The sequence below is a fragment of the Bdellovibrio sp. HCB209 genome (genome assembly GCF_047306065.1).
GTDB lineage: Bacteria > Bdellovibrionota > Bdellovibrionia > Bdellovibrionales > Bdellovibrionaceae > Bdellovibrio.
In genome coordinates, this window is sequence record NZ_CP178618.1 from 1091670 (window position 1) to 1113166 (window position 21497).

Below are 21497 nucleotides of genomic sequence, written 5' to 3' on the forward strand. Positions count from 1 at the left end.
CTATGCAACTTGGACAGCAGAATATTTTTAAAAAAGTCCCCGTATCGGAAAAGAAGTTTCTTTTCCGTGAACTTGCTCACGACAAAATTCAAGTGGCGGTGAAGGGGGACGATGACTCGTTCTTTAATCTGATTGCAGTGCAAACGGATAAGGACGAAGTTCTGCTTTGTCATCACACTTCAAATTCTAAGCTGTTTGAAAAGCCGCAGTCCGTAGTGGTGAATTTCCTGTTCAAGTCCGAACGTTATTTCTTTAGAACCGACATTACGTTTTCAACGGGCTGGGCACATATCCGTATCGATGGAGATCTGTTCCAACTGCAAAGACGTGCGAATGCGCGTATTGAACTCCCAACCAAGTACGATGGGGTTTTCAATCTAATGCAGCACGGTTCGCAAAAGTTTTTCATCGACTGCAAAATTTTGGATGTCAGTGCTGGTGGATTGCGTATTGCGATGGCGACCGATATTCCCGCATTAAAGACGGATGATATCATCCGTGGGACAATGCGCTTAGGTGTGCGTCGACCTATCGAGTTTGAATTGGAAGTTCGTTTTTCCGACAACAAAAACGGAATCCAGGTGGCTGGCTTACAATTCAGGAACGTCGATAATCGTATGGAGAGCCGTCTATTAAGTCTGATGGTCGATCTGCAGCGCGAGATCTTCGTTAAGTATCCCACGCAGAAATAAATCTTCAGCTCAGCGTTTCTTTTCGGTGGCCTTGTATCTTTCAAAGTCTTTGACCAAGGCTTCGTGTCCCTCACTGTCGGTGATTCTTAAAACCATGTCGCGAATCTGCAGATACGCTTGCTTCTGATACTTCAAAATCAGATCGGAGAACTCATTCAATAAATAGATGCGGCGGTTCTCTTCGGAGTCGACGTCGACAGGCGGGGCGAGAATCTGCAATACATTCCTTTCGGGCCTTTTTTGGATCTGGATCGAGCGCAGCTTATTAGTGAAAATCACTTCTGCTCGCGTAATTAAAAACTTTCCCAGATGAGGAATCGCTGTCGATGAGGATCTGGTGTAACGCCGATGGATAAAGTAAAGCAGGGCATCCAGCTGTTGCGCAGCCTTATCTGGTGTTTCGAGTAAAAAGCTGTCTTCGCTAGAGGCGGGGCCGGACTGATTTGGTTTTCTAAGTTGTTTACTCATAAGCTCCCTAAAAATACTCGATATAAAATAATTGACCTAATGGCATAAAAAGGTCAATAAAATTATCCACAAGATTTGGTTTGTAATAATATGTCTATGATGGCGCGACCAGTTTTACGGAGTATTAGACAAGAGCAAGAGGGTATGTAATCTATTGAGTGTGGGTGAAACTAAAAAGAACGACAAGGACCTTGAGAACATAGCGACGCTGGCACGTGAAACGTTTCAGAGTCTTCTCCGAGCCCATGTCGAAGACAAAAAAGATATTGATCAATTAGCGAAAGTCTTGGGGAAAACTCCAAGCTTAGTTAAGAAGATGCTCTACAAGGGAGAGGGTGGTCTTGATGTATGGATCAAAGCCATCGCGTATCTTTATGGTTTCAACGAAAAAAGTTTTGTTTCTCTTCAGGAACAACTGCGAATGAAAAACGCGGTTGCGAAGTCAGATAAAGTTTGGTTCTCGATTAAGAATGAAATGGGAGCATCAGAAGATGAAGCTCGCTATTTGGCAGAGATCGCCAAAGAGTCATTTCGTATTAAGAAAGAGCTGGATTCTTTGAAGAAGAAGACAAAATAGTTTCTGCGTCCGAGTCCCGGATTCGCTTCCGGACAAAACGTCACTATTCTCGATTTTAATCTACACATAATTTACACTCCCTCTCTTAGGTTCCTACTCAAAAAATAACTGCCTAGGGAGGACACAATGAAAAAGGTCAGAGTGCTGGTTGCTCGAGAAGTGGCGATATGGCTGCAAGAGCGCAGACGCAATGTTCGCATGAGTTTAAGCGAAGCATCTGAGCATTCCCAAATACCGGAACAGTTTATCGTTCAGTGGGAGGATGGGATGCCTATTCCTGTGCCGGATTTCATTGTTTTGATGAAGGTGTATCAAGTGCCGGGCGTTGTCGTCAGTGCTTACCTGCAACGTCTGCAGCAGAAATTTCTGGGAGATGATTTTGGCTGAGGATTTTTTCTTAGACTTCTTTGTCTTTTTGTTCGTCCATGACTTTTTTTAGACGAGACACAAAAGCTTTGAGCATGCACGTTGCCCAAGTCGGCAGATCATTTAAAAGTTCTTTAAAGCCATCTTCAGAAACTCTGACGACTACTACGTCGGTCATGCATTTTGCGGAAGCGGAACGGGGAGAGTTATCAAGTAAGGCGAACTCACCGAAAGATTCTCCGTCCGTCATTTTTCCGATTTCAACTTCTTTACCATGGCGATCCATGGTGCAGATTTTCACAGTGCCAGATTCGATAATATAGAAATGTTTTTCCACGTCGCCTTGGAAGAAAATAAATTCGCCGGCCTTATATTCTTGCTTATGAAGCTGCTCAAGAGCTGACATCCGTGCACCTTTTGTGTGTGATTGCATATAATTGTACGCAGATAGTCCGTTTTCGAGCAAGAGGGTTGATGATGTTTGAGGGCGTTGGGTACAATTAGGTCATGAAGAACGTAATAGCACTCCTCATTTTAATTAGCGGTTCAACAAGTCTGGCCTTCAACACTGTTTTCGTTGGTGATTCCCACAGTTACGGAAAGTTCGGCGAAGAAGTCGATAAATACTTACGAAGTGTTTCCACCAATGTGACGTCGGTCGCAAGCTGTGGCTCGTCTCCCTCAACCTGGATGGCTGAAGGTGGGAAGTATAAAACCACGAATTGTGGTTATTGGAGGAAAGACATTAAAGGCCAAGAAAAGCGAGTGAAGTCGCAGGCCATCGATTCGTTTCCGAATGACGTAAAACTTCTGCATCCTGATTTGACGGTGATTGCCTTGGGCACCAATATCTTGGCGAGTCCTACCAATATCAAATCAGAATTAAAATCGATCCAAGCCATGGTCGACACAGTTAAAAAATCCAACAGTGAATGTATTTGGATCGGTCCACCGTCGTTGGGTAAAGATCCTTTTAAAAAGAATCTGAGCCAAGGCATCGCGGAAATTAAGTCCGTGGTTGAAAAGGGTGGTTGTGCTTACGTGGACAGTGCCAAGCTCACTCAGTATCCATCGGGCAATGCGGATGGCATTCACTATGGACCAAAGGATTCGTCTGCGTGGGGACAATCGGTGGTGAAAGAAATCAAAGAGCTTCCACAGGTTGCTAGAGCGCGTACGAAAGATGAGGCTCCGATGACGGAAAAGATGAACAAAGGCGCCAGTGCCTCAGATAGCTCCGGCGCCCGCTAATAACCCTAATTAGATCAAACGACTCAAGTCTTTTACGTTCTTGATGTAAGAAATTTTCTTATCACCTGAGATCTTTAAATCCGCCAAATGGCGTTTGTTCGAGAATGGAATCACAAAGTGTTGGAAGCCGAGTTTGTCGGCTTCCTTAATACGACTTTCGACGAATGAAACCCCACGAACCTCGCCGGTCAAACCGATCTCTCCAAAGAAAACAGTTTTAGCGTCAAGATCACGACGACCTTCCGTCGACAAAATGGCAGCAGCCACAGCTAAATCCGCTGCGGGCTCAACCAATTTTAATCCACCCACGACATTAATAAAGATATCGTTTTGAGAGAGGCGTACATCCAAGTGGCGATCTAAAACCGCCGTCAATAAATGCAGACGATTCACGTCGATACCCAAAGAAGTACGACGAGGCATCGCCATGTTCGTTGAAAGAGTCAATGCTTGAACTTCGCACAGAAGCGGGCGAGTGCCTTCCATCGATGCGAACACTGCAGAACCGATCAACTGATCACCGCGCTCTTCAAGGAACAATTCAGAGGGATTCAGAACTTCTTCCAAGCCCTTGGAGTTCATTTGGAAAACTCCCAATTCATGGGCTGCACCGAAACGGTTTTTCAATGTGCGCAGCAAACGGAAGTCATAGGACGTATCGCCATCAAACGAAAGCACGCAGTCCACCATATGTTCCAAAACTTTGGGGCCGGCGATGGAGCCATCTTTAGTTACGTGACCGATCAAAATCACCGCGATACCGTCTTGTTTTGCCAGACCCATCAAATGACCTGCACACTCACGAACCTGCGACACCGAACCCGGAGCTGCCTGCAAATCAGACAAATACATTGTTTGGATCGAGTCGACGACCAAGACGTCAGGTCTTTTATGGCGAGCCAGCTCCATCACATTGTGAAGGTTGCTTTCAGCTCCCACTTCGATCAAAGGAGAACGAATTCCTAAACGGTGAGCGCGCGATCCTGTTTGGGAGACGCTTTCCTCGCCAGAGATGTACAAAATTTTGCGTTTATCAGCGGCAAGTCCGCCGGCCATTTGCAAAAGCAAAGTCGACTTACCGATACCCGGTGATCCACCGAGTAACACGAAGCTCCCACGCGCCAAACCCCCGCCCAGCACGCGATTCAGCTCGCTGAACCCCGTATCAAAGCGGTCCAACTTGATGGCTTCGAGGCTTTGGTCCAAAGACACGGGTTTTCCTGGATTGCTCGATTTTTCGACACTATCCGCCGAACCTGTAGACCATCCTCGGGTTTTAGGCTCCGCCAGCTGCAATTCCTCGACGAAAGAATTCCACGCACCGCAGTCGGAACACTTTCCTTCCCAACGAGGTCGCTGGGCTCCACAATTTTGACAGGTATAGACAGTTTTATTTTTCGATTTTGCCATAAATATTCGGTATCATTATTAGCAGATGGTGACAAGGATGATGCCATCGGATGCCTCGAGGGAGTGACGGGATGCGGACCACTGTTAAGTCTGTTTTGTTTTCTATTATTCTAGCAGCGCCATTGGCGATGGCTCAGTCTGGCAAAGATGAGCTGGATTCTTTTAAAAAAGCGCTAGATCAATTTAAAGCCGGTAAATACGAGCAAGCGATTCCCGCATTCCAGACGATTGCTAAAAATAAAACCGAGCTTGAAGAGTACGCGCGTTATTATTTGTCTCAGTCTTATATGAAGACTGCCAAATTGGATGAGGCAAATACGGAGTTGGCTGCGATTGAGTCTCTTTCACCCAACGTGAAGATGACCATCGACGTGCAGAACTTGATGGGGCAGATCGCTCTTGAAAAGAAAAACTACAAGCAAGCGGCGACAATGTTCACGAAGCTTGAAAAGCGCACTCGCAATACTGAATCCTATCCTGAAATCATCTATAACTTGGCCGTTGCCGAACAAGGTTTGGGCAAACGCGCGCAAATGTGTAAATGGTTGGTTCGTCTTTACGAAAAACACCCGGGCTATTCTAAAGTGGCTGACTGGGGAGTGGACCTTGCGACCAGTAAATTTGAAGGTAAAGAAACAGCTTGCGCGACTTCCACTGAAGACTTCCGCACTCGTGTGAGATATTTGCTTTTCGCAGGTCTGGATTCACGTGCGCAAACTGAAATCAATGCGATGAAAACGAACCTTGCAAAAGTCGACAAGTACTTGGCAGACAAACTCCAAGTTCAGTTCTATATGCAAGAGGGTGAGCTTGGTAAAGCCGTCGACATGCTGAAACCTTATTATGAAGAGAAAAAACGCGACTTCGATTACCTGATCTTGTTCGCCTCTGCATCTGCTCGCGCAGGTGAAGTTCAATTGGCGGTGGGGTCTTATTACTCTGCTTATAAATTGAATCCTCGTTCTAAAACAGGCCGTCAGGCTTTGTATCAATCTGCATTCCTAAGCTATCAGTTCCAAGACTACGATGGTGCGGCTCGCAGATTCCAAGAGTTCATGAAGCTTTACCCAACGTCAGGTTTGACGAAGGATGCAAAGTGGCACTTGGCGTGGTTGAAATATCTTAAAGGTGATTACACAGGCGCATACAAAGCTTTCTCTGATATGCAGTCGGAAAAGCAACGTAACAAACGCGCTTGGAAATCATTCCCGAATGATCGTGTGAGCTACTGGATGGCGATGAGCATGTTCCGCCAAGGTAAAATGGTTGAGGCTCGTGCGAAAATGGCGAACTTGGCAAAAGATCCTTTGCTTGGTTACTACGCGATCGCGGCTCAAGCTCGTTTGAAAAAAATGGAAGTGATGCCGTTGCAAAAAATGGCGTCTACAAATCTGCCGACTCAGCAGCGTATGATCTCTCGCTTTTCGGCGGGTGAGTTCTTGATGCCGAACGCAGACGATATGTCTTTCCGTGGTGATGATTCTGAATCTGAAGAAAACTTGATGATCACTCAGTACTCTGCAGATGATGAACGCGAAGGTGACGAAGAAGCAGAAGTTGAAGGCAATCCAGACAACAAAGCTGTTGATGTTGCTGCCAACGACGAAGCTCCAGCTGCTGAAGGCGAAGAATCTGCCGAGGCGGGTGGTGATAAAGCGGTTTCTTTCTCAAGCCCAATTCTGATGAAACGTTTCGAGCGAGCTCGTGATTTGATGATCATCGGTGAAAATGAATGGGCTCGTTGGGACCTTTATGACATCGAAAGAAAAACGCGCAATCGTGATTACTTGAAAACTTTGATGTCTGAGTACTCGACAGCAGGTCATTACAATCGCTCGTCTTATATCGCTCAAGTTACTTTCGGTACGACTCGTGCGTCCCAAGGTGTTGATGGCGGTCGTGCTATGTGGGAACTTGCTTACCCACGTGCGTATTCTGAATCTGTTGATAAATACACAAAACAGTTCACAGTTCCGACTGAACTTGTTTGGGGTATTATGAGAGCGGAAAGCTCTTACCGTCGTGATGCGATTTCTCCGGTAGGTGCTTTGGGCTTGATGCAAGTGATGCCATTCACTGGATACAAAGTAGCAACATTGGTGGGTGATAAAGAATTTAAACCACCACAATTGCTTGAACCAGATGTGGCTGTGAAAATCGGTTCTCGTTACTTGAAACGTTTGATGGACCGTTTTGACAATACAATCCCATTGGTGGCAGCAGGCTACAATGCGGGTCCACACCGTGTGAAAAACTGGTTGGTGTCCTTTGGTACTTTGGAAACGGATGAGTTCATTGAACACATTCCATTCCTAGAAACTCGCAACTATGTTAAACGCGTTGTTTCGAATGCTTATGTTTACGCAAAATTGTACGGCAACAAGAAAGATCTTTTCCCATACCTATCTGAAGCGGTACCCGTTAAGGTCAGTGCGGAATTGGTCGGTAAGGAAAACTGGGACGACATCTAGTTAATTCCCAAGAGAGCAACATTGATTAACAACTGGGTTGGTTTTCTACTTAAAAAATCTTTTGAGATTATTGCGTCACTGGCGGTGCTAGTGGCGCTTAGTTTTTTGTTGTTAAAGGCTTTGCCTGGTGGTCCCTTTGATGACGAGGCGGCTCTGCATCCGACGGTGAAGGCTGCCCTCAGTGAACAGTGGGGTTTGCAAGAATCTACGTTTGCGCAGGTCTCTAAGTATTTGGTGTCTTTGCTTCAAGGGGATTTGGGCGTTTCTATGGCTCATCCTGATCAGCGCATTTCTTCGATGATCGCAAATGGCTTTGGTAATACTTTAAGTTTGAATTTGATTTCCCTAGTTTGTGTGGTGATCGGTGCATTCGCATTGTCGCTTCTGTCCCAACGCTACCGTGGCGGTTTTTTTGAAAAGTCCGTCGATCAGGTGATGATCACGTGTATTTCTTTACCCAGCTTGTTCTGGGGACCACTGTTGATTTATTTCTTTGGTTTTTATTTGAACTTGCTGCCGACGGCGTTTCTGACTTCTCCAGTAAATTATATTCTGCCAGTTTTGACGTTAAGCTTACGTCCTCTGGCTTCTTTAGTTCGTCTTTTGAAAACATCTTTGAAAGAAAACTACGATCAGGACTATGTACGAACAGCCAAAGCCAAAGGCGTGCATGAGTGGCCGATTTTGCTAAACCACGTGCTTCGCAATTCATTAATTCCATTTTTAAGTTATCTGGGGCCTTTGCTGGTGGGGATGCTTTCGGGGTCTTTTCTGGTTGAAATGCTTTTTGCAATTCCTGGATTGGGTGGGATGTTTATCGCAGCCCTTGCAGATCGTGACTACACATTGATCGTGGGACTGACGTTGTTTTACGGAGCCTTGTTGATTATCGTGAATTCCCTGATTGATATTTTGATGAGGGCGGTGGACCCAAGAATCCAGGAGGAAGCATGAAGCGTCCTTCGGTGATCTTGGCTGCGGGTTTTCTTATTCTCCTCAGTCTGGCAGTGATTCTGAGTCCGTTTATTTTCTCACAGGGCTTCGAGCAGAATGTTGAGCAAATTTTGCTATCGCCATCTTGGTCCCACTGGTTTGGGACTGACTCTTTGGGGCGTGATTTGTTTTCGCGAGTTTTATTGGGTGCTCGAGTTTCTTTGACGGTGGGATTGGTTTGCGCGGTTCTGACGTTCCTGATTGGTTTTGTCTATGGTTCGATTGCTGGCTGGCTTGAGGGAGTTGTGGACCGCGTGATGATGCGTTTTTGCGATATCATCATGGCGATTCCAAGTTTCATTTTAGTCGCGGTCTTGTGTTTAAGCGTGCAACTGATTTTACCCATTCCTGATCCGCAGTGGGCAGCCTTAGTGGGATTGTGCATTGGTATTTCCTGCACTCATTGGATCAATATGGCTCGCGTGACTCGTGGGATGGTGATTGAAACTAAACGCAAACCATTCGTTGAGGCGGCGATCGCTGTTGGCGGATCGCGTGCTCACATCATCGTTCGTCATATTCTACCTAATATCGGCAGCACATTGTTGGTGCTAGTTGCGATGCAAATCCCAACCAATATTTTATACGAAAGCTTTATGAGCTTTATCGGTATCGGTGTTCATCCTCCCTATACAAGCTGGGGAATTCTTGTCAGCGAAGGATGGAAGACTCTTTCAAGTTTCCCGCATTTGATTTTATTTCCAAGTTTGATTTTATTCCTCACCGTGTGGAGCTTCCACATCCTGATCGACTTTGCTCGCGAACGTAACTCCAGAAGCGCCGAGTGATTGATCGACGCATGCGGTTACCGGAGCGGAGGTAACCGCACATACCGAAATAAAAAAGCCTCCATTGCGGGAGGCTTTTTTGTTTTTGAAGCAGGTGCCCTTAGGGCTCAGCTAAAAAACTAGAATTTATAAGTCACAGCCAAGTAGTGACCGAAGCCCGAAGTCTCACCTGCAATACCGCCGGATTTAAACAACGCCATATTCTGATAGTATTTCAAACCGTAACCAACAGCGTATCGTTTTGAATGCCAGTAGATACCATTGAACCACTCAAGGGACCAGTTTGTGCGATCTACATCATCAGCGATTTTATCAGCGCCAAATTTATAATCCAAATAACCCTGCCAAGTGATGAATGTTTGGTTTTCGAAATTCACGAAAGGCTTAAACCAGTTCGTTGTTAGGATATAACCGTTCCAAGTTCCTTCATCACCAGCATCGTAATTTTCGCGTACGTGACGAGCCATCAAATTCGCACCCAATTTTCCCAACCAAGGAACTTGGATGTCAGAACCGATACCGATGTATTGTTCAAACAAGTCGCGGTCGCCCACGTTGAACAAAGTCGCGATATACAATTCTTGAACAGGGCCGAAGGAAAGATCAGACCCTGTCATGTAGTCCAATGAAAAACGGGGAGAGAATTTAAAGAAGAAGTTATCACCATCGTGGCGATCACTTTTAGATGAGTCGAAAACGTCAAAAACATCCAAGTAACCATAAAGATCTACGATCCCAGAACGGCCACCAAACTCCATTTCAAAGTAAGTATCCTGTTGATTCTGGAAAGGAATCTTGTTGTCGATAGATTGCATGATGTTGAATTGGAACCATTTGTAATCGCCCTTATGGATATCACCATCAGTGATAGTCGCCGCGAATGCAGACGTAGATAAAGACAAGAGAACCAACAACGTACTAAAAATTTTGCGCATTATATTCCTCATTCACAAAAGTCAAAAGGCCCAGAAAAAACAAAGGGTCCCTTGCGGAACCCTTTTAAAATTAAACATTGAAGCGGAAGAACAAAACGTCGCCGTCTTTAACGACGTACTCTTTACCCTCGATACGGTATTTACCAGCGTCTTTAACAGCTTGCTCAGACTTATAAGTGAACAAGTCTTCGCAGTGGTAAGTTTCAGCACGGATGAAACCTTTTTCGAAATCTGTATGGATCACGCCAGCTGCTTGTGGAGCTTTCGTGTTTGCACGGATTGTCCAAGCACGAACTTCTTTTTCACCAGCAGTGAAGTAAGTTTGAAGGCCCAAAAGCTTGTAAGCTTCGCGGATCAAACGGTTCAAGCCTGGCTCTTCAGAACCAAGAGCTGCCAAGAAATCAGCGCGATCTTCTGGTGGCAACAATGCGATCTCTGCTTCCATCGCAGAACAGATCAAGATTGTAGTGTTGTTTTCCTCAGCGGCACGTTTTTCAACGGCTCTTGTCCAGTCATTACCACCAGCTGCGAAGTCAGCGTCGTTTACGTTCATCGCGTAAAGAACTGGTTTTGCAGTTAGGAAGTGCATGTCTTTCATCATCAAAGCTTCTTGCTCGTCCAATTCAACAGAACGTGCAGGCAAGCCTTTGCCCAAAGCTTCAACTGCTTTTTTGGCAACTTCGTATTCCAATTTGATTTTTTTATCAGCGCCAGTTTTCGCCGTTTTTTCGCGAGACTTCACGCGCTTTTCAGCGGAATCAAGATCGGCAAGCATCAACTCAGTGTTGATGATTTCGATGTCACGAAGTGGATCTACAGAACCCGCAACGTGGATGATATTTGGGTCATCAAAACAACGAACCACATGCACGATCGCATCAGTTGCACGGATGTGTGAAAGGAATTGATTTCCCAAACCTTCACCTTGAGAAGCACCCTTTACGATACCCGCGATATCCACGAATTCCATAGTTGTTGGAATTACTTTTTGAGGCTTAATGAAAGTAGTGATTTTATCCATACGAGGATCTGGAACTGTTACCACACCCACGTTCGGATCAATTGTACAGAAAGGGTAGTTGGCAGCTTCTGCTTTTGCAGAAGTCAAAGCGTTGAAAAGCGTACTTTTACCAACGTTTGGAAGACCGACGATACCGACTTGTAAAGCCATGAGTAACTCCTTGAAAAACCTAATTATAACACGGGGGAATGTAGCTTACCCGTTGAATTTTGTCGAAGCTTTTTGAATACCATCTAGAATGATACTCTCAATAGCGTCGATACCTTTGTTGAGGAAATCCGGCATTTTGTCGAACTCCTCTTTCGTAAATTTACCCAAAACATAGTCCGCGACAGGATAGTTTGGGTTGTCAGGGCGGCCTACGCCCAGTTTAAGGCGAGCATAGTCCATAGTGCCCATAAGTTGAGTGATGCTTTTGATTCCATTGTGGCCACCGTGACCGCGGTTTTTGTGAATCTTCATTTGATTGAACGGTTGGTCGATATCGTCATGAATCACAATCAGGTGCTCAAGAGGGATTTTGTAGTAGCCCATCAAGGGCTGCACCGACTCACCAGAAAGGTTCATGTACGTTTGCGGTTTGCAGAAGTAAAGAGTGTGGCCTTGCCAAGAAGCTTGCGCCACTTCGGCTTTGAATTGGCTCTTAACGGACGGGTTACCCAGGCCTTGCATGAAATAATCAACAGCCATGAATCCAATATTGTGACGAGTGAGTTTGTACTCTCCACCAGGATTTCCAAGTCCGACAATTAACCATGAAGACATAAATACCTCGTTAAGCCGTATTCAAAAAAAAAGGCGACTCGCATGAGCCGCCTTTTTGGAAATAAAACAGTTTAAAACTATTTTTTCGCAGCTGGTTTAGCAGCAGCTGGAGCAGCTTTCGCAGCAGCAGGTGCAGCGGCAGCAGCCGGAGCAGCAGCAGCTGGAGTTGCAGCAGCTTCTTCTTCTTGAGCAGATACAACCGCGATAGTTGTGTCACCAGAAGAGATCAATTTAGCAGAGCCAGTGATTTTCACGTCAGATGCGTGAAGAGCGTCGCCTACTGCCAAGTTAGAGATGTCAGCTGTGAAGAATTCTGGGATTTCAGTTGGAAGAACTTCGATCTCGATTTGACGGTTAACTACGTTCAACATACCGCCTTCAGATAGACCAACTGGTTTACCTTCAAGACGAACTTCAACGTTAACGCGAACTGATTTTTTAAGATCAAGAGCGTAGAAATCAACGTGTTGTGGACGGCGAGAAACTGGGTGAACGTCAACTTTTTTAACAAGTACAACGATACCGTTTGCAGATTTCTCTGTAGATTTAAGATTGAAAAGAGCATTTTCGTAAGCACGAGTGTTGTACTTAACCATGTCTTTTTCAGAAACAGTTACGTTAACTGGAGAGATTGCTCCGTAGATAACTGCAGGAACTTGGCGGTTAGCGCGCAATTCGCGGCTGTTACCTTTACCAGTTTGACGAGCTTCTACGTTTAGTTCGATTCTATTTTTCATAATGTCTTCCTTCTAGTCCGATAGAGGATTGGTTGTTTCAAATACCCCTTGCGAGGGCGTTCATAAATTAATCAAAAAGGCTGCTGACGGAATCGTTTCCGTGGATACGTTTGATCGCTTCAGCCAAAACTGGAGCTACGGATACCACTTCGATTTTTCCGCAATTTTTCGCCGCTTCAGACAATGGAATTGTGTCGGTTACCCAAACCTTTTCGATTTGGCTTTCCTTCAAGCGGGCGATGGCAGGGCCTGATAAAACAGGGTGCGTTGCAACAGCGAACACACGTTTTGCCCCATTCTTGTAGAGACTGTCAACAGCTTGTGTAAGGGTTCCAGCCGTATCGATCATATCGTCCACGATCACTGCAGTTTTTCCAGTCACATCCCCGATCAAATGAAGGGCTTTTGCCTCATTTGGGCCAGAACGGCGTTTATCGATGATGGCCATAGAGGATTCAATGCGTTTAGCGAAGGCGCGGGTTCTTTCCACCCCTCCGGCATCGGGACTCACTGCAACAAAGTCAGGGCCAATACCGTGGGCTTCGCGCCAAGCACGAGCCAGGGTAGGGATCGCAAACAAGTGATCCACTGGGATATTGAAGAAACCTTGGATTTGGGCCGCATGCAAGTCCACGCAAACTACGCGGGTTGCTCCGGCAGAAACGATCAAGTCAGCCATCAGTTTCGCAGAGATAGGGGCGCGCGGGGCAACCTTTCTATCTTGGCGGGCATACCCGAAATACGGGATCACTGCCGTGATGGAAGCTGCCGAGGCTCTGCGAAGAGCATCTAGCATCACGAAAAGCTCCATATAGCTTTGGTTCACAGGCGGGCATGTGCTTTGGATAACAAAGACATTCTGACCACGAACACTTTCATGAATTTCTACTTGGATTTCGCCATCGGCGAATGTGCTGACCTCGGAAAAACCAAGTTCGATTCCAGCGGCCGCAGCCACCTTCTTCGCCAGCTCAGGATTGGAATTAGCGGTAAATACTTTTAGGCCCTTCATCATACTCAAGTCTCCAGAGTCTCGTAAGTGCGTTTGCAGGACACTAGCAAACCGAAAATGAAGAGTAAAGTTGTGAACGTTTTTTATTCAAAAAAGCGCAAGAAATAAGCAGTTTTAGACCCCTTTTGGCCGCACTGGGCAAGGGAATTGGGTGGGGGCCCGACTAGCCTTTTCACCAAAGTCTTTGGTCTACATTTCATGGCGGAACGCAAAACTTTCTCTGAATTTTGTCAAAGAGCGGTAAAAATAAGCAGTAGAGAACATAAGATTTCTTGAGTGGTGTAAAGGAAACTTGAAATGAAGAGTTTGATCACAGGTTTTATCTGCGTATCGATGACGAGCTTTCTCGTCTCGTGCTCTTCAGGAAGTGACGGCAGTGACTCCGTCAGTACACAGCCCGAAGATTCGACGCAAGCACCGCAACCATCGCCTTCTCCGACGGTGACTCCATCTCCGACAGTTTCGCCGGAGCCAGCTCCAACAGTTGTACCTTCTCCGTCTCCTGCTCCAACAGCGGCACCGACGGCAGAGCCTTCTCCCGTTCCGTCGCCAGCACCAACGGTGACTCCGTCACCATCGCCGGCTCCTACTGTGGTTCCTTCTCCGGAACCAACGGTAACACCGTCGCCGACAGTGACGCCTTCTCCGGAACCGTCGCCGTCACCGGAACCTTCTCCTGCTCCGACTGTAACTCCGTCTCCAACAGTTACACCGGAACCTTCCCCTGAACCATCGCCGGAGCCAACGGTAACTCCATCACCGACAGTGACGCCTTCTCCAGAGCCGTCTCCGTCACCGAGCCCGTCGCCATCGCCAAGTCCATCGCCATCGCCGGTTCCTTCACCGTCGCCATCACCAACACCAACTCCAGTGGTTGGTTGCCCGACGAATTATGAATTGGTGGCAGCGAACGCTTCGCTTGGAACATCTGCATTCTGTATCGCGAAATTCGAAATGAAAGAAAGCGGTGGAGCTGCCGCATCGATCGCTTCAGGCAAACCTTGGGTCTCGACAAAAGCAAACGCAGCAGCGGCGTGTGCAGCTCTTGGTATTACTTATCGTCTGCCAACAAATGCCGAGTGGAATGCGACTGCTTTAGAAATTTACAACCGCGGTGAAAACTGGTCGGGTGGAGCAAAACTTTCCGGCAAACTTTATACAGGTTTCTATTCTTGGGGTGAGCCTCTTGCGATCAACAACACGGCAAACTCATACGATGGAACCGGGCAAACTTCGGGCGAGCAACGTCGCACGTTCGTTCTCGCTAGCGGTCACGTGATTTGGGACTTCGCAGGAAATGTTTGGGAGTGGGTGAGCGATACTATTTACGGAAGCTCTTACTCGCCAGATTTATCAGGTCCTTATGGTCGTAACTATCACAGCAATACTTGGGATGTGAAACCAGGATCGCCAGCGATGGTGGATTTCACAGGTATGACGAGTGTGCCGGCGAATGATGTTTACCTAGGAAACTTGTTCGGTGGAAGCTCTGGTAAAGTGATTCGTGGTGGAGCAAGTTGCATCACCAATCCAACAGCAGTGGGAATTTTCACTGCGAATATCGGTGATATCACGGCGAATGAGTTGCGAGCTCCAGCATCTTGGGGTGGCAGTATCAGCAACGTTGGTTTCCGTTGTGTTGCGACTCCGGGCAACTATTAGAATTAGATTTTTTAAAGCGCGTTTTTAGCACCAGCTCGTTTCCGCTTGTACGTATCGAAAAATTACAGCACGTTTTTGAAAGCCGATCATCGATCGGCTTTTTTTATTTCGTCCACCTTACGACTGGGTTGAAATCCTCCTCTGAAATTTGACTGAGTTATGAGAAGGTCTCCTTTTGTGTCCGCTAAATGCTGAATCCGCGTCGCTTTCGGTTTTGAGCTATCAAGGACCTGTTAAAACACCCCGATGGACTTCGTAATAGTTTTCAAAATTTCTTGAGGAGCGCGTTTTATGAAAGTCACTTGCACGTATCTGGGAATTTTCGCGGCGCTAGTATTGGCTGGGTGTTCGGGAGGCGGCGGAGATGATTCTCCCTCGACAGACACGCCTGTAGTTTCAAATCCTTCAACAGGTGGATCGAGCGGTTCTTCCGGTGGATCAGGATCCAGCGGATCCGGCTCTAGTGGTGGCTCCTCTGGATCTACGCCATCGGCAAGTCCGTCACCAACGGTCAGTCCTTCTCCTACGGTGTCTCCCTCACCAACAGTATCTCCTTCTCCCACGGTGAGCCCCTCTCCGACAGCGAGTCCTTCACCGTCGCCGAGCCCATCGCCGTCGCCATCGCCATCACCAAGCCCATCTCCTTCGCCATCTCCGGTGGCGGGATGTCCAACGGATTATGAGTTGGTAAGTGCAAATTCATCTTTAGGAACAAGTGATTTCTGTATCGCAAAATATGAAATGAAAGACGTCAGCTCCGTCGCAACATCACAAGCAAGTGGTGCTCCCTGGCTTGCAAACAAAGCCTCTGCAACGAGCGCTTGTTCTGCGTTAGGTTCAAACTATCGCCTGCCAACAAATGCTGAATGGAATGCAGCGGCTCTTGAAATCTATAGTGTAGATTCAAATTGGACGGGCGGAGCAAAACTTTCTGGCACATTGGTTACGGGATTATTTTCACCGTGGTCGGCTCCAATTCAAGTTGCTGATACAGCCAATCCTTATTCGGGAACTGGTCAGACTTCAGGTTCTGAACGTCGCACCTTCACTCTCGCAAGTGGTGCTGTGATCTGGGACTTCGGGGGCAATGCCTGGGAGTGGGTGAGTGATTCCATCTACGGAAACTCTTTCTCTCCAGATCTTTCATCAACGGGTCCGTTTAAGTACTGGTACGACTCTTATCAGTTCCCGCAAAACTCTGTACAGATGCAGACGTTCACGGGGATGTTGACAGTGCCAACTTCTGTTGATTATCGCTTGGGGAATTTCTTTGGTGGTAGCAGTGGTTTAGTGATTCGCGGTGGTTCAGTTGAAATGAACAACGCCGGAGTTGTGGGTATTTTCACTGCGAATATCGGGGATATAACTGCGAATCAGTTGCGTGCGCCGTCTTCATGGTCGGTGGGCTATGATAACGTGGGCTTCCGCTGTGTGAAAACTCCGTAGTTTTATTACTTTGCTGGCTTGGCGGGTTTATCTTGTAACCAAGTCAGCATGCCTTTTTGCATGACTGTATGTTTGAACAGATCGTCGGCTGCAATCCAGCCATCACCGATATCGTCATCATCATTTTTGCCCATGGTTTTGCGAATGCCTTCGCTGATATCTTTGCTGATCGCTTTTTGCCACGACTTACCCCAGCTGCTTTGAACCTTGAGGGCATCATAGCAATTGCCTCCAGAATCACATAGGCGCGCATATCCTGTTAGAGCCAAGGCGTGGCTCGCATCGCAGTTCTTTATCGACTTAGGCATTTTAGCATCAAGGCAGATGCCCTCAAGAAGGGCGGGAGTCTGCTGCTTGAATAAACTTTTAAGTTTATTCATCACAGCTTTTTGACTGAGGTCTTTCTTTTCTTTCGGAAAGATGGCGATTTCAGTACTGTCTTTGCCTTCGTAATAAACGCGATTTTTAGCGCGAGCACATTCTTTCGGAGTTATCAGACGATCGAAAAACTTGTCGTAAGTTTCCTCTGAAAATGCTTTTAGTACAGCCGCTTGGTCTTTGTTGGTTGTAAAATCTTTGTCGATTTCTGTTTTTGCAGTGGCATAAAAATCCGCTAGACAGCTTGGGCAGTTCTTATCAATGCCTTTGGATTTTTCATAAAGTTTGCGCAGACGATTGAACGCTGCTAATTGGGCATCGGTGGCGTAAGCTTGTGCTCCGTCTAGCTTGGATAAAATTTTATCCAAAGACATGCAGGCTTCCGAAGCAGCAGAACCCACGAACACGGAAGCTCTTTCGAGCGTGTATCCGCCGGGGCCGCCTTCAGCAATTCCGCGATAGCTGGATTCGTAATCCTTTTCCCCATCCTCTTTCTGTCCAAAGCGAGCGACATCTAACGGAGAAAACATTTCTTGTTCAGTTAGTTTTTTGCAGTCTTGTTTTTGAACGCGACAGTTAGCAGCTTGCATAACCGTGGTTGCCGCATAGGAGTAGCACAGACCCAAGCTATCTTGAGTCAGAACGGGCGGCATGTTTTCAACAACTGTGACGGTGTCTTTTTGAATCTGAAAGCCTGCGCCGAAGCCGATAAGGCCCGGCATGCTTTGCGCGTGGCTCACGACGGCGCTGAAAGATAAAACTGCAAGGCAGATGATCTGTAAGCGCATGTGAGCCCTTTCCTAAAGTGTCGCTTTGTAGCGCTCAAGGAACTGGCGAGTTGCCATTGAACGGTGCGAGTGTTGAGTTTTAAATCCGTTACCCAGTTCCGCCAAAGTTTGCGTTTGGCCTTCAGGGATGAACACAGGGTCATAGCCAAAGCCATGCAGACCTGCAGGTTTGCTGGCAATCGTGCCCTTCATTTCTCCTGTGAAAACCCATTCTTCGCCTGTCGGAGTGAAAACCACCGTTGTACAAACGAACTTGGCGTTCTTATTCGCCATAGGTTTTAGTGTGATCATTTTCAAAAGCTTAGCTACGTTTTCGCTGTCTGAAGCTTTCGGTCCCGCATAGCGAGCGGAGTGGATACCTGGAAGATTATTAAGACCTTCAACTTCAAGACCTGCGTCCTCGCCTAAAACCCAAACGTTGTTTTTAACGGCGCGCAAAGTTTTAGCTTTGATGCGAGCGTTGTCCAAAAACGTTTTGCCGTCTTCTGGGCGGGGAGTGAAGGATGCGATTTCACCTTGATGGTGCAAAGTCAGCTCTGCCACTTCATTCAAAAGGATTCTGTACTCAGAAAGTTTGCCTTTATTTCCGGTTGCGATCCAAAGTTCCATTCGCAAACTCCTATACGCCAGCCAAGCGGTAAGCTTCGCCTACGATCGCTGCTTGGTGAATGAATAGTTCGCGGCAACCTTTTTCAGCGACGTCCATCATCTTGTTTAATTGCTGACGGTTGAATGGCATGTGCTCTGCCGTGCCTTGAACTTCAATAAAAGTACCTTTGTCAGTCATAACAAAGTTCATGTCAGTGCCGATGGCGCTGTCTTCGTCATAGTTCAAATCCAAAAGGATGTTGTCGTTATGAAGACCCACGCTGATCGCAGAAACGCAATTGATCAAAGGCATAGATTTGATTTCGCTCACCGCTGCCAATTTTTTAAGAGCCAACGCCAAAGCCACGTAACCACCAGTCACAGAAGCTGTGCGAGTGCCGCCGTCAGCATTCAAAACGTCACAGTCGATCACGATTTGCTTTTCGCCCAGTTGTTTCAAATCAACTGCTGCACGCAAAGAACGACCGATCAAGCGAGAGATCTCTTGTGTGCGACCGCTGTTTGCAGCCTTGTCGCGTTTCATGCGAGTGTGAGTAGAGCGCGGAAGCATGCCGTACTCAGCCGTTACCCAGCCAGCACCTGTTCCAGCCAACCATTGTGGAGCTTTTGATTCGTAAGAAGCCGTGCAAAGAACTTTCGTTTTACCGAATTCAACCAATGCAGAGCCCTCAGCGTATTCAGCCACGTTTGGTGTGATTTTAACATTTCTAAGCTGATCAAATAAGCGGCCGTCGCTGCGCATGGTAACTCCTAAAATTTGGGGGATGAAAGAGCCCCTAATTTAAGTTCTTGGCAGAGGAATTGTCCATCTTTTCTTTGTATGAGACGAGAGCGTTATAGATTTTTTGAGCCAGATCTTTTTGATAGTCCTTCTGCTGCAGGCGTTTGGCCTCGCGAGGATTAGAAATAAAGCCAATCTCAATTAAGACTGCTGGCATGGAGGTCTTAGAGATCACGTAAAACGGGGCTTGCTTGATCGTCGCTTGCATGGCGTTTTCATCGTTGCCCCAGATCGTAGTAAGGGCTTTGGTTAGACGAAGACTGCTGAACATGCGGTTTTGGCGTTTTAGGTCCTCAACGATGGCAGCAATATCACCTTTTTTAGAAAGCTCATCGCCACCCGAGATCGCATGGATGTCGCGGGCATTTTGCACCGCTTGGTTTTCTTGATTTGCTAGGTAAAGCGCATCTTCGTCCGCAGGCATATTGTTTTGAAAGAAAAACTCAACACCCTTCGCTCTTTGATCCAAAGCCGCGTTGGCGTGAAGGCTCACGTACAAATCGGCGTTGGCTTCTTCAGCCATTTTAACTCGTTCGGGGAGTGAGATGCTGCGATCTTTTTCGCGAGTCATCGTCACGACGAACTCATTGTCTTTACCTAACAGTGTTTGCAGTTTTTGTGCGACGGTCAGAACTAAATCTGCTTCACGAATAGAATTGTAAACAGCGCCCTTGTCGTTACCACCGTGGCCGGGATCAAGCACAATATGGAAAGCCGCAAGAGCAGGGGATGCCCACGCACTGAGCATCAGGGCGGTAATAGACTGTTTCAATCTGAGAGAGATCATTAATAATAGTAAAAACGCTTCCGCCAGATCCGTCGAGTCCAGGAGGCGCGAGATTTTTTTGATCCAGAGAGAAGGCTAGGAGTGGGGCCGCCAATTGGCGCTTTCTGTATAAAACCTCGACACAAGTCATGAACCGAGGGCTGTTTAATTTGATCTGAACATAATGTGTGTCTGGCACTTCGATTGCTTTAGTACTAAAGCAACCCCCCCTTGCGGCCAGGACCCTCCCCCCCCATCCTGGTCGCTTTTTTTTTCCCTAAAATGCATATATCCTGATGCCTGTTTGTTAGAAAACAGCTTAAGGAGACATACATGCATTCTAAATCACTGGGTATTCTTCTTGTTGCAGCATTGATGACATCAACAGCGACAAGAGCCATGGCACAAGCCGACAGTAAACAAATCGAAGCAGAAGAGGCTATTGCTGATTCTGAAGGAGCTAAGGCTGAAGCAGCTGAAGCAAAACGCCGTGCGGAAGAAGACCGTAAATCCCGTGATAAAGCACGCGCTGAAGCACAAAAAGCAATCGCGACTGCTCGCGCTGCTGAAGCTACAGCGAAAAAAGACCAAGCAACTGCTGAGCGCGATGCCGCTCAATTGAAAGCAGAAACTGCGGGCCTAGATCGCGATCAAAAGAAAGCTGAAAAAGAACAAGCTGAATACCAAGCTCGCTCTAAAGCTGCTCAAGAAAAAACAGAAAAAGCTAAAAAAGCCCGCGACGAAGCAGTTGAGCGCAAAAAAGCTGAAGAGAAAAAAGCAGCTGAGCTAGCTGACCAATCTAAAAATTTGGAAAAAGAAGCCGCAGCAGCTACTGAAGCTGGCAACAAAGCGACTCGTGAAGCTGACGCTGCAAAACTTGAAGCTGCAAAAGCTGGTCAAAACCTATCAAAAACTAAATTGATGGTTGAAAAAGCAGTTGCTGAGTCAAAAGCTCGCGATGCAAAAGCAAAACAAGACATTGCTCGTGCTGAAGCTGAAAAAGCAAAAGCAGAAGCAGAGATCGTTCGCTTGAAAGCTCAAGAAGAACAATCCAAAGCAATGGTTGAAAAAACTGAAGCTGAGTTGAAAGCAGCCAATGAGTCTTCAAAACAAATGAAGTCTCAAATGGAAGACGAGCGCAAAAAGCTTTCTGAGATCAACAAACAAGAAGAAAAAGTTAAGCAAGTTGCAGCGAAAGCAAAACAAGAGCTTGAAGAGAACCGCATGAAGTTCCGTCAAGAAGAAGCGAAAGCTTCCACAGAACTTGCTCGCGCAAGAAAATCTGTAGCTGACAACGAAGCAGCAACTGAAAAAGCAAATGCTGATCTAGCAAAATTCAAAGCGGACGCTGAAAAAGCAAAAGCAGAGCTAGAAAAAGTAAACGTGTTGGTTGAAGACCACAAAAACAAAGCTGAAGACGCTAAAATCCGCGCTGAAACTGCAAAAGCAGAAGCGGAGGCAGCTGACGCTCAGTTGGAAGCAGCAAAAATCAGAGCCGGCAGCGCTGGTGTTGATTTGAACGCAGCTCCATCAGTTAAAAAAGATTCTAAGAAAAAGAAAAAGTAATTAAGTCTTAAACTT

At 46.7% G+C, this 21497-nt stretch carries 22 protein-coding genes; 10 read left to right on the plus strand and 12 right to left on the minus strand.

Annotated elements, in window-relative coordinates:
* Window positions 1-2: 2 nt before the first annotated feature.
* Entirely contained in the window at window positions 3-692 is a 690-nt protein-coding gene (locus tag ACLVWP_RS05340; RefSeq protein ID WP_413560508.1) for a PilZ domain-containing protein, read from the plus strand.
* 9 nt (window positions 693-701) lie between these two features.
* Here ACLVWP_RS05340 and ACLVWP_RS05345 read toward each other — a convergent pair whose 3' ends face one another.
* Entirely contained in the window at window positions 702-1160 is a 459-nt protein-coding gene (locus tag ACLVWP_RS05345; RefSeq protein WP_413560509.1) for a hypothetical protein, read from the minus strand.
* Window positions 1161-1320: 160 nt separating this feature from the next.
* Between ACLVWP_RS05345 and ACLVWP_RS05350 the strand changes: the two genes are divergently transcribed.
* Together ACLVWP_RS05350 and ACLVWP_RS05355 are read left to right on the plus strand one after the other, a co-directional pair.
* Window positions 1321-1737, plus strand: a complete 417-nt coding sequence (locus ACLVWP_RS05350; protein ID WP_413560510.1) for a hypothetical protein — start codon at window positions 1321-1323, stop codon at window positions 1735-1737.
* A 126-nt stretch (window positions 1738-1863) separates the two neighbouring features.
* Window positions 1864-2124, plus strand: coding sequence for a hypothetical protein (locus ACLVWP_RS05355; RefSeq protein WP_413560511.1), 261 nt, complete (start codon window positions 1864-1866; stop codon window positions 2122-2124).
* A gap of 10 nt (window positions 2125-2134) precedes the next feature.
* Here ACLVWP_RS05355 and ACLVWP_RS05360 read toward each other — a convergent pair whose 3' ends face one another.
* Complete coding sequence (locus tag ACLVWP_RS05360) at window positions 2135-2536, minus strand: Crp/Fnr family transcriptional regulator (RefSeq protein ID WP_413560512.1); 402 nt, start codon at window positions 2534-2536, stop codon at window positions 2135-2137.
* A gap of 74 nt (window positions 2537-2610) precedes the next feature.
* Between ACLVWP_RS05360 and ACLVWP_RS05365 the strand changes: the two genes are divergently transcribed.
* On the plus strand, window positions 2611-3354 hold the full coding sequence (locus ACLVWP_RS05365) for an SGNH/GDSL hydrolase family protein (RefSeq protein WP_413560513.1): 744 nt from the start codon (window positions 2611-2613) through the stop codon (window positions 3352-3354).
* Window positions 3355-3363: 9 nt separating this feature from the next.
* On the opposite strand, the gene radA is transcribed toward ACLVWP_RS05365, so the two are convergent.
* Entirely contained in the window at window positions 3364-4764 is a 1401-nt protein-coding gene (gene radA / locus ACLVWP_RS05370; RefSeq protein ID WP_413560514.1) for a DNA repair protein RadA, read from the minus strand.
* 71 nt (window positions 4765-4835) lie between these two features.
* On the opposite strand from radA, the gene ACLVWP_RS05375 reads away from it, so the two are divergent.
* Genes ACLVWP_RS05375 through ACLVWP_RS05385 form a run of 3 tightly spaced genes read left to right on the plus strand, consistent with a single transcriptional unit; the run spans window position 4836 to window position 9016 of the window.
* Window positions 4836-7235, plus strand: coding sequence for a transglycosylase SLT domain-containing protein (locus ACLVWP_RS05375; RefSeq protein WP_413560515.1), 2400 nt, complete (start codon window positions 4836-4838; stop codon window positions 7233-7235).
* Between the two features lie 21 nt (window positions 7236-7256).
* On the plus strand, window positions 7257-8189 hold the full coding sequence (locus ACLVWP_RS05380; RefSeq protein WP_413560516.1) for an ABC transporter permease: 933 nt from the start codon (window positions 7257-7259) through the stop codon (window positions 8187-8189).
* The gene (locus ACLVWP_RS05385; RefSeq protein WP_413560517.1) at window positions 8186-9016 is read left to right on the plus strand and encodes an ABC transporter permease; all 831 of its coding nucleotides are present in this window, start codon (window positions 8186-8188) and stop codon (window positions 9014-9016) included. The genes ACLVWP_RS05380 and ACLVWP_RS05385 overlap by 4 nt, the downstream gene beginning before the upstream one ends.
* Before the next feature lie 119 nt (window positions 9017-9135).
* On the opposite strand, the gene ACLVWP_RS05390 is transcribed toward ACLVWP_RS05385, so the two are convergent.
* The 5 genes from ACLVWP_RS05390 to ACLVWP_RS05410 form a co-directional block, all read right to left on the minus strand.
* Window positions 9136-9951 carry an outer membrane protein OmpK gene (locus tag ACLVWP_RS05390; protein ID WP_413560518.1) on the minus strand — a complete coding sequence of 272 codons (816 nt, stop codon included), beginning with the start codon at window positions 9949-9951 and terminating at the stop codon, window positions 9136-9138.
* Window positions 9952-10021: 70 nt separating this feature from the next.
* Window positions 10022-11122, minus strand: a complete 1101-nt coding sequence (ychF, locus tag ACLVWP_RS05395) for a redox-regulated ATPase YchF (RefSeq protein ID WP_413560519.1) — start codon at window positions 11120-11122, stop codon at window positions 10022-10024.
* Window positions 11123-11167: 45 nt separating this feature from the next.
* On the minus strand, window positions 11168-11737 hold the full coding sequence (gene pth, locus ACLVWP_RS05400) for an aminoacyl-tRNA hydrolase (protein WP_413560520.1): 570 nt from the start codon (window positions 11735-11737) through the stop codon (window positions 11168-11170).
* A 77-nt stretch (window positions 11738-11814) separates the two neighbouring features.
* A complete protein-coding gene (locus ACLVWP_RS05405) occupies window positions 11815-12474 on the minus strand; it encodes a 50S ribosomal protein L25 (protein ID WP_413560521.1) in 660 nt (219 codons plus the stop codon).
* A gap of 67 nt (window positions 12475-12541) precedes the next feature.
* Complete coding sequence (locus tag ACLVWP_RS05410; protein ID WP_413560522.1) at window positions 12542-13489, minus strand: ribose-phosphate diphosphokinase; 948 nt, start codon at window positions 13487-13489, stop codon at window positions 12542-12544.
* A gap of 294 nt (window positions 13490-13783) precedes the next feature.
* Between ACLVWP_RS05410 and ACLVWP_RS05415 the strand changes: the two genes are divergently transcribed.
* Together ACLVWP_RS05415 and ACLVWP_RS05420 are read left to right on the plus strand one after the other, a co-directional pair.
* Complete coding sequence (locus ACLVWP_RS05415) at window positions 13784-15148, plus strand: SUMF1/EgtB/PvdO family nonheme iron enzyme (RefSeq protein WP_413560523.1); 1365 nt, start codon at window positions 13784-13786, stop codon at window positions 15146-15148.
* A gap of 291 nt (window positions 15149-15439) precedes the next feature.
* Window positions 15440-16594 (plus strand): SUMF1/EgtB/PvdO family nonheme iron enzyme, encoded by a 1155-nt coding sequence (locus ACLVWP_RS05420; RefSeq protein ID WP_413560524.1) that lies wholly within the window; start codon window positions 15440-15442, stop codon window positions 16592-16594.
* 5 nt (window positions 16595-16599) lie between these two features.
* Here the strand turns inward: ACLVWP_RS05420 and ACLVWP_RS05425 are convergent, their stop codons facing one another.
* Genes ACLVWP_RS05425 through ACLVWP_RS05440 form a run of 4 tightly spaced genes read right to left on the minus strand, consistent with a single transcriptional unit; the run spans window position 16600 to window position 19922 of the window.
* Window positions 16600-17760, minus strand: a complete 1161-nt coding sequence (locus ACLVWP_RS05425) for a hypothetical protein (RefSeq protein WP_413560525.1) — start codon at window positions 17758-17760, stop codon at window positions 16600-16602.
* A gap of 12 nt (window positions 17761-17772) precedes the next feature.
* A complete protein-coding gene (gene rdgB, locus ACLVWP_RS05430; protein ID WP_413560526.1) occupies window positions 17773-18369 on the minus strand; it encodes an RdgB/HAM1 family non-canonical purine NTP pyrophosphatase in 597 nt (198 codons plus the stop codon).
* 10 nt (window positions 18370-18379) lie between these two features.
* Window positions 18380-19111: a ribonuclease PH gene (rph, locus tag ACLVWP_RS05435; RefSeq protein WP_413560527.1), complete on the minus strand. Its 732-nt coding sequence runs from the start codon at window positions 19109-19111 to the stop codon at window positions 18380-18382.
* A 34-nt stretch (window positions 19112-19145) separates the two neighbouring features.
* The gene (locus ACLVWP_RS05440; protein ID WP_413560528.1) at window positions 19146-19922 is read right to left on the minus strand and encodes an N-acetylmuramoyl-L-alanine amidase family protein; all 777 of its coding nucleotides are present in this window, start codon (window positions 19920-19922) and stop codon (window positions 19146-19148) included.
* Between the two features lie 327 nt (window positions 19923-20249).
* On the opposite strand from ACLVWP_RS05440, the gene ACLVWP_RS05445 reads away from it, so the two are divergent.
* A complete protein-coding gene (locus ACLVWP_RS05445; protein ID WP_413560529.1) occupies window positions 20250-21482 on the plus strand; it encodes a hypothetical protein in 1233 nt (410 codons plus the stop codon).
* Window positions 21483-21497: the final 15 nt, after the last annotated feature.